A 17975-nucleotide genomic window follows, 5' to 3' on the forward strand; every position below is an offset into this window, starting at 1 on the left:
GACATTGACCTGAAGCGCACTCGAGATTCTACCTTCGACAACATGCACTCCCCCACCGATGCTCCCGCCGGAACCTGGCGGCAACTCCTGAGCGGTCGATACCTCGGCACCGCTACCGTCCTCGCAGGCGGCGTTGCGCTGTACGCGACCAACGTCTACCTGACGACCAGCCTGCTTCCGACTGCCATCGACGACATCGGCGGTCAGCAGTACTACGCCTGGACCGCGACGGTCTTCCTCATTGCTTCCGTCATCTCTTCGATGTTGGTCACCAACGTCCTCGCTGCCAGGGGACCGCGCGGGGCCTACCTGATCGGCCTCGCGATCTTCGCGCTCGGCACCGTTGTCTGTGCGGTCAGCCCGACGATGGAATTGCTGTTGGTCGGCCGCACGATCCAGGGTTCGGGCGGTGGCCTGCTGGCCGGTCTCGGTTACGCCGTCATCAATGCCGCGCTCCCCAGACATCTGTGGACTCGCGGGGCCGCGCTGGTTTCGGCGATGTGGGGAGTCGGCACCTTCGCCGGCCCTGCAATCGGCGGTGTCTTTGCTCAGTTCGGAGCCTGGCGATGGGCTTTCGGCGTCCTGGTCATCGCGACGATCGCAGTCGCCGCTCTCGTCCCCAGCGCGCTACCGGCACATGAACCGGGCAGCACCACCAGTAGCCCGGTGCCGGTCCTCTCGCTGGCATTGCTGACTGCGGCAGCTTTGCTGGTCAGCGTTGCCGGAATTCTGTCCAACCTCGCCGTGACCGCCGCAATGGTTCTCGCCGCTGTGCTGCTACTGATCGCCTTTGTCGCCGCTGACCGTCGCTCGCGCCACGGCGTACTACCGCCGTCGACGTTCAACGCGTCGTCCCTCAAATGGGTGTACCTGACCATCGTCGTCCTCGCTGTCGCGTCGACCGTCGAGACGTTCATTCCACTCTTCGGGCAACGACTTGCCGGCCTGGCGCCTCTCGCGGCCGGATTCCTCGGGGCCGCACTCGCTCTCGGCTGGACTCTCGGCGAAATCCCGAGCGCCTCGGCCACGACCCCTCGTATCGTGCGACGAATCGTTGTCAGCGGTCCGATCCTCGTCGCGATCGGGTTGGGCATCATGGCAGCATTTCTCACCGAACACGCCGGCGCCGGTGCGATGGTCGCGTGGGTGATCGGACTGCTGTTCGCCGGCGTCGGAATCGGCATCGCCTGGCCTCATCTTGCAGTCGGGGCGATGACCTCGGTCACCGATCCCGGAGAAGGTGCGCGTGCCTCGGCTGCCATCAACACCGTTCAGCTGATCGCCAATGCCTTCGGTGCAGCCCTGGCCGGAGTGCTGGTCAACATCGGCGAACCGTCGACGCTTCGTTCTGCGCAATTGCTTCTCTTCACCTTCGCCGCTGTCTCGATCATCGGCATTGCCGTGGCAGCTCGCGCACTTCCGCGAACGCCCGACAAAATCGGCAGCCCCGAAATCGTTCACGACGCTCGCTAAACTGTGAGAAACCCACACGGAGGAGTTGGCCAGTGACAGAACCGGATCCGGGCACAGTGGAAACCGACTTCCCGAAGACGGGAGCTCCCGCACAGCGCGCGCTGATCGCAGCGGGTTACACCCATCTCGCGCAGCTGACGTCCGTGTCCGAGAAGGAACTCGGCGCTTTGCACGGGATGGGACCGAAGGCCTTGAGGATTCTGCGCGAAGCACTCGCCGAACGTGGTCTGAGCTTCGCCGACTGAGCTCTCACATCAGACCAGGCTCGCCCGCACCTGGTTGCCACCTTCGCGCTTCGCTTCGTACATCACCGAGTCCGCGACGCGGAAGAGTTCGGCAAAAGCAGCGTCGACTGACTCACCCGGATTCCGGGGCGCGGTGCGGACCGCCATTCCGATGCTCGCGCTCGTCGGAGGGTCATCGTTCGCTCCGTCCATCGCGGAGCGGATCTGTCCTTCCAGCCTGGAGATCACGCTGACCGGTACCCGTTCGACCACGACGAACTCGTCACCGCCCATACGAGCAGTCAAGGCGGACTGGGTTGTCCACAAACGGATGCGCAGTGCAGTTCGCATGATCGTGCTGTCTCCTACGTCATGGCCGTGAACGTCGTTGATCGTCTTGAAGCGATCGAGGTCGATCACCACTACGAGCAGTGCATCCGCTTCGGTGACCGGAGCGCCCATCAAGTCGTTCACCCGACGCGCCAATCCGCGACGGTTGAGCAGTCCGGTCAACGGGTCGATGTCGGAGGTAGTGGCATCCGAACCCAGGACCGCCAGAACAATCTGTGACACAACAGGAATCACGATGATCGTAGCCAGCACAACCGAGATCTTCGCCAGTCCCAAGCCGACGTCCGCTGCTGGCCCGAACAACAAAGTCCACCCCGAAAGCACCGTGACGGTCGAGGCGAAGACCAAGTGACCGACTTGGAGTTTCGGATTGTGGAAGAACGCGATGTAGCCGCCGATCGACGCGAAAACGACGCACGCGATGAGTCGTCCCAGCGGTTCCGAGTCGGTTGCGGCCGCCGCCGCAATCGCGACGTCGGAACCCACGACAAAGGTGTACGACCACAGCGGCGTAGGCGGAAACAGCCACCAGATCAGGGCCGCGCCGAGGCACAGCGCGATGACCGCCAGATTGACCGCTCGCCAGAACGTACCTTGCGGACCGACGTCACTGAATCGCGCCGACAGCAACACCAGCCCCATCCAGAATGCTGTTCCGCCGACCAGCGCCCGGCAGGAAGTCAAGAACCCGCGGTCCTGGAGGTACCTGCTGAAACTGTGGAACTGGTCCGGCAACTGCCACCAGCGCATGACGACGTCGACCAAACCGTTCATCGCCGATCAGCCGATGCAGCTCCGCAACTTTTGGGCGTACTTCGACGAAACGGACTCGCTGATTTCCCCCCGGAGCACACTGGCATATCCGGCAGCATAGTCAGCGGCGACAGACAAAAACCGTTCTGCCGGATTTGAATCGGTCGATCAACTCAAAGCGTCGTAGGCCGCCGATACGTACTGCGCCGATCTCTCGGAACCGAGCAGACCCGGCCCCATCTTGTTCATCACGTACGAGAACGTCATGCGCTTCTCGGTGTCGATGATGATCTGCGAGCCACCCCAACCTCCCCAGAAGCAGATTCGCCCCTCCGGAATGAACGGGACGGACTCGGGCGTCGGCAATCCGAATCCGACGCCGAAGCGGACCGGCACGCCGAGGACGAGGTCGACCCCGTACGACTGCTCCTCGAAGATCTTGTCGATCGTTTCCTCCGACAGCAAGCGAACGTCACCGACCTTGCCACCGCACGCGATCACCGATTGGATCCTTGCGAGTGCCCTCGCATTCGAATGACCGTTGGCCGCACCGATCTCGGCGGCGCGCCACCCGTCGGTCCACGAACCTGTAGCGTCAGCGGGCGGCGCGGTGAATGTCTTCACCATGATGTTGTCCATCCCGAGTGCCGCGATGTCGATCGGCAACGGCGGTGGCGCAATCACATTCGAGACTCGCCCGTATTCCGACTTCGGCAAGCCCAGGCGGAAATCAGCATCGAGTGGGCCGGCGATTTCCTCGTCGATGAAGCGGCCGAGGGTTCGTCCGTCGATGCGCCTGACGACCTCGCCGATCAGGTGGCCGTAGTTGAGGGCGTGGTATCCGGATGCCGTACCCGGTTCCCACCACGGAGCCTGCGTCGCCAACCGGGCGGTGGCATATTCGTCGTCGCAAATGTTCTCGAGCGTGAACGGTTGATCCCACCCCGACACACCCGAGGTGTGCGACAACAGTTGCCGGACCCGAATTCGGTCCTTGCCCGCTGCTGCGAATTCCGGCCAGTACTGCGCGACCGGGGCGTCGAGATCAAGCAACCCGCGGTCGACGAGCATGAGCGCGGCCAGTGCGGTCACGGTCTTGCTGCAGGACCAGACATTGGTAACGGTGTCGCGAGACCAAGGAGCAGTGTGCTCGACGTCGACCCAACCGCCCCACATGTCGACGACGGATTCGCCGTCGATCGTCAGTGCGATCGCTGCCCCGACGTCCTCGCCGGAATCGAGATTGCGTGCCAGCGCCTCCTTCAAGCCAGAGAATCGCTGGTCACATACGCCTTCGATGTTCGCCACTGACAGCCTCCACAGGAATGATGAAACTTGACGTCAACTTCAACTACGTTGAGTATGTGTCCGATTCACCTGTGGTGTCAATCACTTCAAGTGCCAGAGTCGGCTCAGACCAACGGGATTCCCTTGGCGATGCGCCGACGCAGATCCCAGAGATAGAAGTTGTAGGGAAACATCCGCAGAATCTTCGGACTGAACCGATTGACCAGCGCGGCGACGCGCATGGATCGGTCGAAGTTACGCTGCTGACGCACTGACCACGGGAGCCGCATTTCGTCACGAAAGGCTTGGGGCAGGAACCCGGTGGTGACAAATCGGTTGAGCGGACCGACCACGGGATGCAACAGCTTCGGAGTGAAGGTCGCCGACGCGATCCCGTAGAGATGCTCACGAATCGTCTCGTCGATCGCCACCTTGTCGAGGTTCTCGTTCCAGTAGACCTCGAACGCATCCCGGTCCGCCGGCCACATGTCGCGTCGCATCTGAAGGGTTGTACCGAACGTGGCGCTGCGCTGATAGAACGCATCCCGGGTTACCGGATCGAGATCCCCGTACAAGATTTTGTAGACGTCCTCGAAGCCTCGGTACAGGCAGGCGGCTACCCACAACTGCAGTTCGGGATCGAACGCGTTGTATTCGACCGCGCTGTTCTCATCGGAGCGAACGTGCTTGTGAGAGCCGTTGACTGCGCGTCGGTACAGCTTCTTTTCTTCGTCCGTCGCCAGGCTCGCCACCGCGAGATACGTCAGCGTCGTCCGGGTTCGCTTCACCGGATGCCGATCCAACCGACCCGTCTCGACCTTGCTCTCGTACACGCCGTACCCCACCGCCGGGCGCGCCAACTGCATGATGACGTTGGCGCCTGCGGCCAACAGTCCGAGCCCGGACATCGCCTTTTCAACCTCGGCGTCGATGTCGACCGCCTGGACGCCGACCGCTCCGATGCCGCCTACCACCGCTTCCTCGCGCCCGTCCATCGAATCCCTACTCACCGTCATGGCAGAACCCCTTCGAGTCGATATCTGCGAACGCATGTTCTCAGATGAGTGAAACGCCGAAATGCCGAGATGTCAAGCAATCTCGGGATGCAAAGATGGTCTTCATGAATGACCAACCGCGTTCGTACGGTGGCGTCGACGGCGCGCTCCGCATAGCCCAACGACGGGAGGCGCTGATCGAGGCCGGTCTGGAACTCATGGGCTCCGCCGAGCCCGAACTGACGGTCCGCGGAGTGTGCAAGAAGGCCGGTGTCGCGGCGCGGTACTTCTACGAGAGCTTCACCGATCGTGATGCTCTGATGTCGGCCGTCTACGACACCGTCATCACGGACATCGCCGTTTCAACCCAGGCTGCAGTGGACGCCGCCGAGACCGAACGCGGCAAGGCGCTCGCTGGAATCGCGAACATCGTCCGCTCTATCGCGAACGATCCCCGTCGCGGACGTCTACTGTTCTCCAGCGCCCTGACGAGCCCTGTCCTGGCCGAGAAACGCCAAGCGTCGACGACGATATTCATCGGTCTCCTGGCCGCCAACGCGAAGACCTTCTACCGATTGAACGACAGCGGTCATCTGACCCTGACGGCCACGTTCCTGGTCGGCGGCCTGGCGCAGACCCTCAGTGCATGGCTCGACGGGTACATCGACGTGACGGAAGAAGAACTGGTCGCCGAATGTGCGGCGATCCTGCTCGCACCCGCCCTGCCGCCGTCTTGAGCTCCTGCATTCAGTCCCAGATCCCGATGTTGTCGAGGTGAGCGAGAAGTCGAGCAGCGCCGTCGGAGAACTGCAGACTCATCTGCGCGTCCACCTGTTCTCGATCGTGCTTCTCGAACGCCGCGATCAAAGCATCGTGGCTCGATACCGCAAGCTCACCCCAGCCTGGATCCGTCGCGTAGAGACGAGCAGGGGTGTACCGAATCGCGCCGAACAGGAACCATGCCAACTTCGCACCACCCGCAGCGCGATTGATCAGGCGATGGAACTCGAATTCGCACTGCTCGATCGCAGCTGCATCCGAAGCGTCGACCGCCGCTCGCAAATCGGCATTGAGTTCCGCGAGTTCCGCGAGTTGATCAGCGGTGATGCTGTCCATCGCCCGCAACGCCAGCTTGACCGCGATCTGCCCCTGCAACCAGAAGATGTCTTCGATGTCCTGGCGACTGAGGGGCGAGACGAGATAGCCGCGATGCGGAACCAACTCGACCATCCCCTCGCCGCGTAATGCGACGAGGGCTTCTCGCACCGGCGTGACGCTGACCCCGAGGTCGGCCGCCGTTTCGTCCAGCCTGACGAACTCGCCCGGACGGACCGAGCCGGACATGATCAGGTTGCGAACGTGGTTGGCCACGTCCTCCGACAACTGTGGCCGTCTCCTCAGCTCAGATGTCGCTCTCCGAGTGCGTGCAGACGTTGCCACAACCGATCCTCACAGTCCGTACGTTTTGCCGATGATGTCTCGCTGAATCTCGTTGGTACCACCATAAATGGAGGACACAAGAGTCTTTCGCACATGGTGCTCCATGTCGAACTCAGTCGCGTAACCGTACCCACCCATCATCTGCATCCCCTCGAGCGCGACCTTCTTGGCGGTCTCGGTCAGCTTGAGCTTGGCCATCGACGCTTCCCGCGGGAACATCTTGGTCGGGTTGGCGTCGACCATTCGGGCCACGCTGTAGACCAGCAGACGGCCGCATTCGATCTCCGTGGCGAGATCCGCGATCCGGTGGCGAAGCGCCTGAAACGATCCGACCGGACGGCCGAACTGCTTACGCGTGGTGACGAATTCGAGGGTGTCGTCGAAAGCGCGCTGCGCGGTCCCGAGCATCATCGCCGCGAGGATGAGGCGTTCGATGTTGAGTCCGGCCATGAGTTGACGCCAGCCGTTGCCGACTTCGCCAACCACCGCGTCCTCGGGCAGGAATGTGTCGGTGAAGTAGAGATCGTTGACCTCCTTGCCGCCCATGGTGTCGATTCCACTGATCTTCAATCCGGAGATGTCGGCCGGGACATGGAACATCGTCAGGCCCTCATGCTTGCCTTCACCTCGGGATGTGCGAGCCACCAGAAGGATGTTCTCGGCGAAGTGCGCGTTGGAACACCACGTCTTCTGGCCGTTGATCAGCCACCCACCGTCGACCTTCTCGGCGCGGCAACTCAGATTTCCCACGTCGGAGCCCGCTTCGGGTTCGGACATCGAGATCGACTGAGACGCGCCACGGACGATCCCGCCGAGCACTGCCTCCTTCTGGGCCGGACTGCCGAACTTCTCGTATGCAGCCCCGGTGATGACGGTCGGGCCGAGTCCACCGATCGGCGCCATGCCCTTGGCGGCTTCCTCCAGAAAGATGCACAGGTCGACCGTGCTTCCGGCGGATCCGCCGTATTCCTCCGGGACAGTCAGCCCGAGCCATCCCAATTCCGCCATCTTCTCGTAGAACGCCTGGTTGTGGTTATGGGCGCCATGATCGGTCAGCAGGTCTCGCTGCTCACGGGTACCACTTTCCTTCTTGCAGAACGACGCTACCGACTTGGCGAAATCAGACTGCTCCTGCGTGAAATCCATGTACATCGAAAACTCCCGAGTGAGATGAGGCTGGAGGCTTGTCGGAGCCCGGTCCGACGCATACTGTGACTACCAGCACAGTAAATCACATCACATATATGTGATGCACCGACATGTGGAGGATCTGAAGAACATGACAGAACAGCTCGGCCGCCAGAGCACGTCCACGTCGACAGATCCGAGATCGGACGATCACACTTTCGCGAGCCTCGACCCTCGCAATGATTCCGTGGTCGCGCAGCACCCCATTGCAGACCAGCAGGAGATCGAGAAAGCGGTCGCCGCAGCACGCACGGCGTCGAAGTGGTGGGATCAACTCGGATTCCAAGGCCGCCGGAAGGTGCTCGGCAATTTCCGCGCCGCGATCGCCACTCACGCCGAATCGATGGCGGCGATCATTTCCGCCGAGACCGGAAAACCCAGCGACGACGCACTACTCGAAGTCATGCTGGCCGTCGAACATCTCGACTGGGCGGCACGCAACGCACAGAAAGTGTTGCGCCGCAGACGCGTCGGTGCAGGACTGATCAGCGCCAACCAGTCTGCATCCGTCGGCTACCGGCCGATGGGCGTCGTCGGCGTGATCGGCCCCTGGAACTATCCGCTGTACACACCGATGGGGTCGATCGGCTACGCACTGGCCGCCGGCAACGCCGTAGTCTTCAAACCGAGCGAACTCTCACCAGGCGTCGGCGTCGAATTGGCCCGGCTGTGGAACATCGCCGCACCCGGACACCCTGTCCTGCAGACCATTACCGGTGACGGAAAAACCGGTGCACTTCTGTGTTCGTCCGGTGTCGACAAGATCGCATTCACCGGTTCGACCGCTACCGCAAAGCGCGTAATGGCCGCCTGCGCGGACACCCTCACCCCCCTGGTCGCCGAATGCGGCGGCAAGGACGCCATGCTGGTGGACTCCGACGCCAACCTCGATGCGGCCGTGAGCTTCGCGGCATTCGGGGCAGTGGGCAACGGCGGACAAACCTGTGCCGGCGTCGAACGAATCTACGTCGCAGCGCCCGTGTACGACGCCTTCCTGTCCAAGCTCACCGCCGCGCTACGAGACGCCCACGCCGGCGCCACCGACAGCTCGACCTACGGGCCGATGACGCTGGGAAAGCAGACTGGGATAGTCCGGGGCCAGATCGAAGACGCTCTCAGTCGCGGCGCGAAAGCTGTACTCGGCGGACTTGATTCGTTCAACGGTCCGTTCATCGATCCGATCATCCTGACGGATGTTCCGGAGGATTCCACGGCGATCACCGAGGAGACGTTCGGCCCGAGCGTCGTGGTGAACAAGGTCGCCGACATGAACGAGGGGATCGAACACGCCAATGCGTCGAAGTACGGCTTGGGCGCCTCGGTGTTCACCAAGAGTTCGTCGAAGGGCCGAGCAATTGCCGAGAAGCTCGACTGCGGTGTCGTCACGGTCAATTCGGTTCTCGGTTTCGCCGGAATCGCCGCCCTGCCGTTCGGCGGGGTCGGCGATTCCGGATTCGGCCGTATCCACGGAGCCGATGGGCTGCGTGAGTTCAGCAGTGTGAAATCACTGGCCGTTCAGAAGTTCAGCGCTCCACTGGACCTGCTGACCATCGAGCGAAAAGCCAGGGACATGAAGATCTCACGTTGGATGCTGGCGAAACGCCACGCGAAGTCCTGAGAGATCAGGCGATCAGCCGGCGGTGACGAGCACCTGCTCGTCGCTGTCGGCTGCTTCGAGTTCACGAACCAGCGGAAGCACCTTGGCCCCGAAGTATTCGATCTCCTCCTGGAAATGCAGGAATCCGCCGAGAATCAGATCGACACCGCGACGGCGATATTCGACGATCCGATGCGCGATTTGTTCCGGCGTGCCGATCAGTTGTGAGCGGAAACCGTCGTTGTACTGAACCAAGTCCTCGAACGTCGAATCCGCCCACATCCCGTCCTTGGACGCGGTCGATGCGCCGGCCTGTTGGACTGCATTCTTGAATCCCTCGACCGCAGGGCGGTTGGCCTTGGCGATGATCTCGCGCAGTGTGTCCTTTGCTTCCGCCTCGGTGTCGCGGGCGATGATGAATCCGTTGAGCCCGAACTTGACCTCCCGATCGTTCTCACGAGCAACACGGCGAACGTCGACCAACTGTTCGGTGACGCCGTCGTAGTCCTTGCCGTTACTGAAGTACCAATCCGAATACCGGCCCGCGTTCTCACGGGCTGCCGCCGAGTTACCACCTTGGAACAGTTCGGGATTGGGGCGCTCCGGAGTGTTGAGAGGCTTCGGCTTCAACGTGAAGTCGTGGATGCGGTAGAAGTCGCCGCGGAAATCGACGTCGTCTTCCGTCCAGATCTTCCGAAGAACCTGAAGGAACTCGGCGCTACGCCGATAACGCTCGTCGTGCTCGAGCCACGGCTCGCCTAGATGTGTGAACTCGTCCTTGAACCAACCACTGACGACGTTGACGGCAAAACGACCGTTCGACAAGTGATCGGCGGTAGCGCCCAGTTTCGCCAACACGGCCGGCTGCCAGAGTCCCGGATGCACCGCGGCGATCACCTTGAGCTTCTCGGTGGCCAGGAGAAGCGCAAGGCTGAAGCTCGTGGATTCGTGCTGGAATTCGGCCCCGTAGCTCGCCTCGTAACGTACCTGGCTCAGGGCGTACTCGAAGCCGTTGTTCTCGGCGGTCTGTGCCAGCTTCTTGTTGTACTCGTAGTCCCAGCTGGTCCGCTGCTCGATGTCGGAGGTGACCAGACCACCACTGACATTGGGCACCCAGTAGGCGAACTTGATCTCGTCGGCGATACGTTCAGTAGACATGAAACCCAGCAAACATGCAGTTCCCAGTGGTTTCCAGGGTAGCGATCACACAGGTTGTAAGTGTTGGGTGGGTGCTGCGACTGTGAAACGGTGGCAGCATGACTGCTGTGGACATTCAGGAGATCGCGCACCGCATCACCAGCGAGGACGAGGCGCTCTCGGTGGCGTCACAGCTGTCCGACGAGTTCGCGGCAGGTGCCGGAGTCCGCGATGCGCAGCGCCTCCTCCCCCACGACGAGGTTCGCACCCTGGCGCGGTCCGGCTTGCTCGGACTCTCGGTGCCGAAGGAGTTCGGTGGCATCGACGCAAGCACCGAGACGTTGGCCGAGGTCTTCCGCCTACTCGCCGAGGGCGATCCCAGCATCGCGCAGATTCCGCACAGCCACTTCACTTTCCTGGAAGCGCTCCGGTACCAGGGGTCTAACGAGCAGAAGCAGTTCTTCTACGCCGAAGCATTGTCGGGTAAGCAGTTCGCCAACGCCCAGAGCGAGCGCGGCAACAAGACCATCGACATCGACGGCACCACTCTCACCCCCGACGGGAAAGACTTTGTGCTCGAAGGTCGAAAATTCTATTGCACCGGAGCGCTTTTCGCAGATTGGATCGTGGTGCGTGCCGCCAATGCGGATCAATTCACCGAGACCGGCGCACAGGTGAAATCCGCGGTCTACCTACCCCGGAATACCCCCGGACTGTCGATCGTCGACGACTGGGACGGCATGGGACAGAAGACAACTGCAAGCGGAACTGTGACCCTGGAATCCGTTTCGGTGCCGCGGTTCAATGTCGTACCATTCACGTCGCTCTTCACTCACCCGACCACCTACGGAGCACAGGCCCAGATCCTGCACGCCGCGATCGACACCGGCATCGCGTCGGCTGCACTGCGTGAATCCGTGAAACTCGCGGCAAAGGCGCGTCCCTTCTTCGAGGCGAAAGTCGATACAGCGGTGGAGGATCCACTGCTCGTTCAACTCGCCGGCGAAGCGGCAATCGAGGTTCGCGCTGCCAGATCCCTCTTGGCGGAAGCAGCGCGATCGATCGACGTGGCGCGTCGTGATCCCACCGAGGACTCCACGGCCCGAGCATCCATCGACGCTGCAACTGCCAAAGTGGTCGGCGCCAGGGCGTCATTGGCGGCCACGAGCACTTTGTTCGAGATCGGTGGCACCAGAAGCGCGGGCGAATCGGCGAACCTCTCCCGATTCTGGCGTGACGCGCGCACGCACACCCTGCACGATCCGACGAGGTGGAAGGTCCAGCACATCGGCCGGTGGACACTGTCCGGGACAATCCCACCGCGGCACGGACTGCTGTGAACACACTCAGTCGGAGTTCATATATCCGCTGATCAAGACTTCCAGTCCTTCCAAGTAGCTCTCAGTCGTCGTCCCTCCCGGCCAGTCCTCGAGCACCTCACTGAGCACCGGCAGTTTCTCGGGCCCGATTTCTCGGATCTTGACCGCGAGAGGTGACACGCTGCCTTCCGGTCGCGTAGTGGTGTCGTAGATGTTGAGCAATGCGCCGAGTGTGTAGTTCCACAGCGCTCGATAGATCAACAGTGCGCGACGAGGTGACATACCGAGTTCGACACACGCGGCCATCGCCCGATCGACCAAGACCACAGCGCCGCTCCCACCACGGCCACCGCGCTGAAGCAACTCGATGATCCAGCGCTCCGACGCCAGCTTTTCGAAGATCGCGGTGAAGATCGTGCGAAGCCGTTCGACCTGATCCTGCGGCAGGACCAGCGCGCCGAGATCTTGTGAGTACACATCGAGCACCGCGCTGATCAGCTGTTCCTTGTCGCCCACGTGCCGGTACAGCGCCATCGGCGTGGTGCCGAGCGACTTCGCCAACGCGCGCATGCTCAACGCGTCGGCGCCGCCGGTCTGAAGCTGCCGTTTCGCCTCGTCGACTATCTGCTCCGACGTGATCGTCGGGGGACGTCCGAGCCGCGGTGATCTCGGTTCCATCTTTTCGGCCATCCGTCGATTGTGCGCGCCCCTGCTACGACGCTCTCGCCCGGGGAACCCCTTGCATCTCAGTCGCCAGCAAGGTAAACCTAACTACTTATGAGAACGCGTATACAAATTAGGTACCTGCAATGACAACAACAACTCGAGCGGTAGCCGCACCGGCTCTGGTCCTCACAGCCGCCGCGGCAGCGCAGTTCCTGGTGGCCTTCGACATGTCGGTCATCAACGTCGCGCTGCCCGACATCCAGGAATCGCTGAACTTTTCCGACGCCGGGTTGTCCTGGGTCGTCAACGCGTACGCCCTCGCCTTCGGCGGACTGCTGCTTCTCGGCGGTCGTCTGTGCGACGTGATGGGCACTCGTCGAGTTCTGGTTTCCGGGCTTCTGCTGTTCGCCCTCGTCAGCATCGTCGGCACCTTCTCCGTGTCCGCCGAAATGCTTGTCGGAGCTCGGGCGCTTCAAGGCGTCGGCGCTGCACTGATCGCTCCGGCCGGGCTCGCCGCCCTCAGTCAGGCCTTTCCCACCGGACGCGCCAGGGCCAAGGCATTCGGCATCGGCGCAATGTCGTCAGCACTGGGCGGCGCACTCGGTGTCGTCCTGAGCGGCATTTTGACCGAAGGGCTCAGTTGGCGATGGGTGATGTTCGCCGGCGCACCAGTGGCCCTGATCGCCGCAGTTGCCGGTGCCCGCGGCCTGCCGGCCGGCCAAGCCGCCAGAGGCGGCTCTCTCGATCTCCCCGGAGCCATCTTGGCGACGGCCGGAATCACCGCCCTTGTCGGCACAGTGATCGCCACGGAATCACATTCCTGGACTTCGGGTTACGTGCTGGGTGGATTCGCGCTCACGATCGCGCTGCTCACTGCTTTCGTTGTGGTCGAAAGCCGCTGCGCCACACCACTGGTACGACTGTCCACCCTGCTTCGACCCCGAATCGGACTGGCCAACGCCATCATGTGCCTGGTGTGCGCGGCACAGTTCAGCGCGTTCTTCTTCGTCTCACTCTTCCTGCAACGCGGGCTGGGCTATTCACCGACCACCACCGGTCTGGCTTTCCTGCCCTTCTGCTTCGGCCTGGTGATCGGCATCCTCGCGTCCACCAAACTCCTTCCGCGCTACGGAGTTCGACCGCTGCTCGTAGTCGGGACAGCAGTCGCCGCAATCGGAACTTTCATGTTTTCGACCATGAACCTCGACAGTCCCTTCTGGGCCGTCATCCTGGTGCCTTCGCTTCTGGCGAGCATCGGCATCGGTCTGTCGTTCATGCCGCTCAGTAACGTCGCCACCGCCGACGCTCCCCCCGAAGAAGTCGGCATGGCATCCGGGCTACTGAGTACATCGCGTCAGATCGGCGGTTCACTCGGACTAGCCGTTCTCGTGAGCGTCGCCGCTTCCTCGACGGCACGTTCGGACAGCGCGCCGACCGAAGCACTGGTTTCCGGATACTCCCAAGCCCTCTTCGTCTGCTCCGGCCTACTGCTGGCCGGTACCCTCCTGTCCTTCTTCTTCCCACGAATGGATCGTTGACCTCAGATGTTCACCACCCGAACCGCATTCGGCATCGTCTCGGCGCTTCTCCTGACCGTCGCCGGCGCAAGCGCGTGCAGCAGCTCCGCCGAGTCCGACACCGCCTCTGCAACTCGCTCCGTCACCCACGAACTCGGCACCGTCGAAGTTCCGGCCTCACCGCAGCGCATTCTCGCGCTCGACGAGTACGCGGGGTTGAGTGCACTCGCACTCGGCGTGAAGCCCACCGTCGTCTACAGCACCCTGCGATCGGACGTCGCCAAGTCGATTCTGCGCGAGCAGGGCGTCGAAGTTCTCGACAAGCCGACTTTCTTCGCCAACCCCGCCGTCGAGGAGATCGCGTCCGTCGAACCCGACGAGATCTTGATGAGCAATGCCGGTCCACTACCGAGCCTGTTCGCGCAGATCAATTCCGTGGCGCCAACCTTGGTCCTCCCGTACTCGGCGCCGTGGCGTGATGTGCTCGAACAAGCTGGGGCACAGCTCGATCGAGGCAGCGAAGCTACCGCCATGATCGGAAAGCTGGAATCCGGCCTCGAAGGCGTCAAGTCCGCGGCTGCCGGCCAGAGCCTTGCGATCCTTCTCGGCTACAGCGGAAACCTGTTCACCGTGCCACCGACCACTCCCATCTCCACACTGGTCACCGAGGCCGGATTCACCAGGCCGGCATCGGAAGTCAACGCGACCAACAATCAAGACACCGGCACGATTTCCCCCGTCTCGCCGGAACTCCTACCCGAGCATGCGGCGCAGACCGTCGCCGTACTTTCCGGGCAGCAGTACGACGCATCCATCGTGCGAAACACTCCACTGTTCGACAACCTGACACCCGATCCGGCGCACGCTCTGGACGTCAGCGGTGATCTCTGGTTCGGCAGCCATCCTTTTGCCATCTACTGGATCATCCAGGATCTGGACGGCATCGCACATGGCAAGGGGCAGAACAGTATCGGAACCCTCGACAGCGCCGACGCGCGATGGGCGGCATTCAGCGCGCTCTGACGTCCTGACGGAAGGTCAGCGGAGAAACACCCACCCGGGTGGCGAAGAACTTCGTGAAGTTCGCAGAATCGTCGAACCCCAACTTCGACGCCACCTGGGTGACCGTGTCCGTGCCGAAAGACAGCAGACGTTTCGCTTCGAGAACCACACGCTGATCGATGTACTGCTTTGCCGTCATCCCGGCAGCGGCTCGGGTGGCCCGCAGCACAGTCTTCTCGGAGTACCCGATCTTGTTGGCGTACTCCGAAACCGAACGGACCGTGGCGAAGTCACGTTCGACAACGGCATGAAACCTTTCGAACACGTCATTGTGCGCCAGCACGGAACTCTGTTCCTGTCCACCGAGATGGGTCAGTTTCAACAGAATTGCTGTCAGCGTGTGCCGCAGAATGGCCGCGCGAACGACCGGCGCGGAAGTATCCGGGCAGCCGTAGTTCAGGTTCAGGTGTTTCATACCCGTGCTGATGGTCTCGAGGTTCTCGCCGGACAACTGCCACGCTGCCTGCCGACTGCGAGCGTTCCCGTCCAACAACTGCTGGCTGACGGCATCGAGCGACGAGGGTGTGAACAGAACAACCGTCGCCTCGAAGTCCTGGATTCGCCCCCACTGTTGCACCTGCCCCGGTCTGACCCAGAAAACGGTCCCCGGGCTCACCGCGTAGTTCACGAAGTCGATGGTGTGTAGCGCCGAGCCCTCGGTCACCAGCGCGAGCAAGTGAAATTGCGGACGTTGGGGGCCGACGAACTCTGCGCTTCCCCCGTTGATGCGAATGGTGTCCAGGCTGAGTACTTCGATCTCGGTCGCGTCAGCCACCGACGATGCGTACCCGACGTCCCGGACGGGTACTTGTCTGTTTTTCACTAGTTCGGGACTCATCTTCACCGTGACCGAATACCCGAATGCGACATACCGTCAGGGTATCAATCAGTTCACGCTCGGATAGGAATCTTCCAGTGCAGACATCACGCTCGGAAACAGCAGGCAAGACGCAACTCACCTACGTCTTCGACGCCTATTGCGGGTGGTGTTTCGGCTTCGGCCCTGCGTTGACGGAGTTCGTCCGTCAAAATGCCGATTCCATCGACTTGTCCGTGGTCAGCGGCGGACTGTTCACCGGTGAGCGCGTCGCGCCCATGTCTTCGGCTCCGTACCTGAAATCAGCCAACGCCACCATCGCCGCCCAGACCGGCGCTGTCTTCGGTGACGGATATTCACAACTGGTGACTGATGGGCGGTTCGTCATGGATTCGACGGATGCAGCGATCGGACTCGCCGCACTGCGCGCGCAAGATCCGACACGCGCCCTCGACATCGCGGAGGCCATGCAGATCGCGTTCTACCGAGACGGTCGCAGCCTTTCCGATCCCGAGACGTACCGATCCATCGCGGAATCCCTCCAACTCGACCCATCTGCCGCGGTGTCTTCCCTGTTCACCGCCGCCTCGAAGGATGCCGCCCGCGCTGATTTCGTCCGAGCACGCAGGCTCGGCGCCACTTCGTTTCCGACGCTGTTGTTCCACGGGAGCGACGGGTCCGTCGTGAAATTCGGTTCTCCGACCAGTACCGCGGCCGATCTCACCCGCGACCTGAACACGTGCGTGCGGGCGTATGCGGTGGCTTGACCCACGCACTTTTGCGAGCGAAAGGTACGCCCGGCGCCTTCAGTACGCCGAACGTACCTTTCGCTCAGCGTGACTTCACCCAAATCACTTCGGCCCCCCTTCTGGTTTGATGAACACCGAACGAATCGCACCAAAGGGGAAACGACAGTGGTTTCAGATCCGATCACGGGCCTGGAGATGGAACTTGCCGACATGTGGCAACGAGGACGCGCCCAGGCGCGCACCTATGCGCGCGCAATTCATCCCAAACTCGATCCGGCGCTCTACCCGGTTCTGGTCATCCTGAACCGTTCGGATGCGGTGCGGATGTCCGACCTGATCTGCACCCTCGATATCGAGAAGTCCACCTTGACCAGGCAAATCGACGCCGCAGCTCGACTCGGCCTGGTGGAACGAATCCCCGATCCCGACGACGCTCGCGCCAAGTTGGTAGCTCTGACCCCTGAGGCGCGAACGAAGCTCACGACCATCCGCAATCACCAGATAGATCGCTGGCGCGCCCGACTCGCGAAATGGGATACGGACGACATCACCACGCTGACAGCGCTGCTTCACCGACTGGGCAGTTCCGAGGACTGACGACAAATTAGTCGTGATGGGCAGCCCACTCGAACAGCCGGACGATTTACGCCGTCACGACAATTCTGCAGCAGCACGCAGGATCAACTGGGTGACCTCGTGCGGGTGGGACGCCAAGGATGCATGGCCTGCGTCGAGTTCCTCGATCTCGCGGGCACCGATACGCTCTGCCATCCATCGCTCGGTTTCCGGCGGAATCATTCGGTCCTGCCCTGAAACCTGATACCAACTGGGCTTCCCACGCCATGCCGGCGGCCCTGACGGGTCCGAGAAGCACTGACCCGCAATGGGTTTCTGCGTCAGCGCCATGACCAATGCTTCCGTGTCGTCGAGATCCTGACTGAAACTCTCCTGAAACTTGTCCGGGGCGATCCACAAGAAGCCCTCGGCGTCCGGCGCGATGTTCGCCGCGCCCGCCGGCTGATCCGTGCGGGCGAAGATACTTCCCAGGCTGTCACCCTCGTCCAGCGCGAAGGCAGCGATATATACCAGTCCCACAACGTTTTCCGCATGACCCGCGCCTGTGATCACCGCGCCGCCGTACGAGTGTCCGACCAGCAGGGTCGGGCCGTCCATCGATTCGGCCAACTTCCTGGTCCGGTCCACGTCGTCGGCGAGCGAAGTAAGCGGATTCTGGACCGCAACCACTCGATGCCCGGCGTTGTGCAGGGTGGGTATGACGTGACGCCAATGAGAACCGTCTCCCCAGGCTCCATGCACCAGAACGATGTTTACCTTCTCTGTCATGACCAACTCCTCCAGATACGCAGTGCGACGAATACTCCGACGATCGGCAAGCCTTC

General features: G+C 62.1%; 18 protein-coding genes. 9 read left to right on the forward strand and 9 right to left on the reverse strand.

What is annotated here, in order from left to right; all coding sequences use genetic code 11:
• Positions 1-42 precede the first annotated feature (42 nt).
• Together A0W34_RS26570 and A0W34_RS26575 are read left to right on the forward strand one after the other, a co-directional pair.
• Positions 43-1473, forward strand: a complete 1431-nt coding sequence (locus A0W34_RS26570) for an MFS transporter (RefSeq protein ID WP_042446339.1) — start codon at positions 43-45, stop codon at positions 1471-1473.
• Between the two features lie 32 nt (positions 1474-1505).
• Positions 1506-1718: a hypothetical protein gene (locus A0W34_RS26575; protein WP_007730800.1), complete on the forward strand. Its 213-nt coding sequence runs from the start codon at positions 1506-1508 to the stop codon at positions 1716-1718.
• A 9-nt stretch (positions 1719-1727) separates the two neighbouring features.
• Here A0W34_RS26575 and A0W34_RS26580 read toward each other — a convergent pair whose 3' ends face one another.
• From A0W34_RS26580 to A0W34_RS26590, 3 genes are all read right to left on the reverse strand, one after another.
• Entirely contained in the window at positions 1728-2822 is a 1095-nt protein-coding gene (locus A0W34_RS26580) for a GGDEF domain-containing protein (RefSeq protein WP_042446343.1), read from the reverse strand.
• A gap of 147 nt (positions 2823-2969) precedes the next feature.
• Positions 2970-4109, reverse strand: a complete 1140-nt coding sequence (locus A0W34_RS26585) for an EstA family serine hydrolase (RefSeq protein WP_042446349.1) — start codon at positions 4107-4109, stop codon at positions 2970-2972.
• Between the two features lie 104 nt (positions 4110-4213).
• Complete coding sequence (locus A0W34_RS26590) at positions 4214-5083, reverse strand: oxygenase MpaB family protein (RefSeq protein WP_042446353.1); 870 nt, start codon at positions 5081-5083, stop codon at positions 4214-4216.
• A gap of 116 nt (positions 5084-5199) precedes the next feature.
• Here A0W34_RS26590 and A0W34_RS26595 point away from each other — a divergent pair, with 116 nt between their 5' ends.
• Entirely contained in the window at positions 5200-5820 is a 621-nt protein-coding gene (locus A0W34_RS26595; protein ID WP_063315555.1) for a TetR/AcrR family transcriptional regulator, read from the forward strand.
• 10 nt (positions 5821-5830) lie between these two features.
• Here A0W34_RS26595 and A0W34_RS26600 read toward each other — a convergent pair whose 3' ends face one another.
• Positions 5831-6523: a GntR family transcriptional regulator gene (locus tag A0W34_RS26600; protein ID WP_054781111.1), complete on the reverse strand. Its 693-nt coding sequence runs from the start codon at positions 6521-6523 to the stop codon at positions 5831-5833.
• A 9-nt stretch (positions 6524-6532) separates the two neighbouring features.
• The gene (locus A0W34_RS26605; protein ID WP_007730792.1) at positions 6533-7675 is read right to left on the reverse strand and encodes an acyl-CoA dehydrogenase family protein; all 1143 of its coding nucleotides are present in this window, start codon (positions 7673-7675) and stop codon (positions 6533-6535) included.
• A 127-nt stretch (positions 7676-7802) separates the two neighbouring features.
• Between A0W34_RS26605 and A0W34_RS26610 the strand changes: the two genes are divergently transcribed.
• A complete protein-coding gene (locus A0W34_RS26610; protein WP_081558874.1) occupies positions 7803-9329 on the forward strand; it encodes an aldehyde dehydrogenase family protein in 1527 nt (508 codons plus the stop codon).
• 12 nt (positions 9330-9341) lie between these two features.
• On the opposite strand, the gene sfnG is transcribed toward A0W34_RS26610, so the two are convergent.
• On the reverse strand, positions 9342-10466 hold the full coding sequence (sfnG, locus tag A0W34_RS26615; RefSeq protein ID WP_007730790.1) for a dimethylsulfone monooxygenase SfnG: 1125 nt from the start codon (positions 10464-10466) through the stop codon (positions 9342-9344).
• A gap of 98 nt (positions 10467-10564) precedes the next feature.
• On the opposite strand from sfnG, the gene A0W34_RS26620 reads away from it, so the two are divergent.
• Positions 10565-11785: an SfnB family sulfur acquisition oxidoreductase gene (locus A0W34_RS26620; protein ID WP_081558542.1), complete on the forward strand. Its 1221-nt coding sequence runs from the start codon at positions 10565-10567 to the stop codon at positions 11783-11785.
• A 6-nt stretch (positions 11786-11791) separates the two neighbouring features.
• Here the strand turns inward: A0W34_RS26620 and A0W34_RS26625 are convergent, their stop codons facing one another.
• Positions 11792-12454: a TetR/AcrR family transcriptional regulator gene (locus A0W34_RS26625; RefSeq protein WP_007730788.1), complete on the reverse strand. Its 663-nt coding sequence runs from the start codon at positions 12452-12454 to the stop codon at positions 11792-11794.
• Between the two features lie 119 nt (positions 12455-12573).
• Between A0W34_RS26625 and A0W34_RS26630 the strand changes: the two genes are divergently transcribed.
• Together A0W34_RS26630 and A0W34_RS26635 are read left to right on the forward strand one after the other, a co-directional pair.
• The gene (locus A0W34_RS26630) at positions 12574-13968 is read left to right on the forward strand and encodes an MFS transporter (RefSeq protein WP_003942889.1); all 1395 of its coding nucleotides are present in this window, start codon (positions 12574-12576) and stop codon (positions 13966-13968) included.
• A 6-nt stretch (positions 13969-13974) separates the two neighbouring features.
• Positions 13975-14970, forward strand: a complete 996-nt coding sequence (locus A0W34_RS26635; protein ID WP_003943156.1) for an ABC transporter substrate-binding protein — start codon at positions 13975-13977, stop codon at positions 14968-14970.
• On the opposite strand, the gene A0W34_RS26640 is transcribed toward A0W34_RS26635, so the two are convergent.
• Entirely contained in the window at positions 14957-15784 is an 828-nt protein-coding gene (locus A0W34_RS26640) for a helix-turn-helix domain-containing protein (RefSeq protein ID WP_030536057.1), read from the reverse strand. The two genes, A0W34_RS26635 and A0W34_RS26640, sit on opposite strands and share 14 nt — an antisense overlap.
• A 140-nt stretch (positions 15785-15924) precedes the next feature.
• On the opposite strand from A0W34_RS26640, the gene A0W34_RS26645 reads away from it, so the two are divergent.
• Together A0W34_RS26645 and A0W34_RS26650 are read left to right on the forward strand one after the other, a co-directional pair.
• Positions 15925-16593, forward strand: coding sequence for a DsbA family protein (locus tag A0W34_RS26645; protein ID WP_007730785.1), 669 nt, complete (start codon positions 15925-15927; stop codon positions 16591-16593).
• Between the two features lie 147 nt (positions 16594-16740).
• Positions 16741-17172, forward strand: coding sequence for a MarR family winged helix-turn-helix transcriptional regulator (locus A0W34_RS26650; RefSeq protein WP_003942924.1), 432 nt, complete (start codon positions 16741-16743; stop codon positions 17170-17172).
• A gap of 54 nt (positions 17173-17226) precedes the next feature.
• Here the strand turns inward: A0W34_RS26650 and A0W34_RS26655 are convergent, their stop codons facing one another.
• Entirely contained in the window at positions 17227-17919 is a 693-nt protein-coding gene (locus A0W34_RS26655) for an alpha/beta hydrolase (RefSeq protein WP_081558543.1), read from the reverse strand.
• Positions 17920-17975: the final 56 nt, after the last annotated feature.

The organism is Rhodococcus sp. BH4, assembly GCF_002079265.1.
GTDB classification, from domain to species: Bacteria; Actinomycetota; Actinomycetes; order Mycobacteriales; family Mycobacteriaceae; genus Rhodococcus_F; species Rhodococcus_F qingshengii.

Coding starts and splice junctions, on each gene's coding strand:
- A0W34_RS26570 (WP_042446339.1), top strand. CDS start 43: ATGCACTCCCCCACCGATGCTCCCGCCGGAACCTGGCGGCAACTCCTG.
- A0W34_RS26580 (WP_042446343.1), bottom strand. CDS start 2,822: ATGAACGGTTTGGTCGACGTCGTCATGCGCTGGTGGCAGTTGCCGGAC.
- A0W34_RS26590 (WP_042446353.1), bottom strand. CDS start 5,083: ATGGACGGGCGCGAGGAAGCGGTGGTAGGCGGCATCGGAGCGGTCGGC.
- A0W34_RS26595 (WP_063315555.1), top strand. CDS start 5,200: ATGGTCTTCATGAATGACCAACCGCGTTCGTACGGTGGCGTCGACGGC.
- A0W34_RS26605 (WP_007730792.1), bottom strand. CDS start 7,675: ATGTACATGGATTTCACGCAGGAGCAGTCTGATTTCGCCAAGTCGGTA.
- A0W34_RS26610 (WP_081558874.1), top strand. CDS start 7,803: ATGACAGAACAGCTCGGCCGCCAGAGCACGTCCACGTCGACAGATCCG.
- sfnG (WP_007730790.1), bottom strand. CDS start 10,466: ATGTCTACTGAACGTATCGCCGACGAGATCAAGTTCGCCTACTGGGTG.
- A0W34_RS26620 (WP_081558542.1), top strand. CDS start 10,565: ATGACTGCTGTGGACATTCAGGAGATCGCGCACCGCATCACCAGCGAG.
- A0W34_RS26625 (WP_007730788.1), bottom strand. CDS start 12,454: ATGGCCGAAAAGATGGAACCGAGATCACCGCGGCTCGGACGTCCCCCG.
- A0W34_RS26630 (WP_003942889.1), top strand. CDS start 12,574: ATGACAACAACAACTCGAGCGGTAGCCGCACCGGCTCTGGTCCTCACA.
- A0W34_RS26635 (WP_003943156.1), top strand. CDS start 13,975: ATGTTCACCACCCGAACCGCATTCGGCATCGTCTCGGCGCTTCTCCTG.
- A0W34_RS26655 (WP_081558543.1), bottom strand. CDS start 17,919: ATGACAGAGAAGGTAAACATCGTTCTGGTGCATGGAGCCTGGGGAGAC.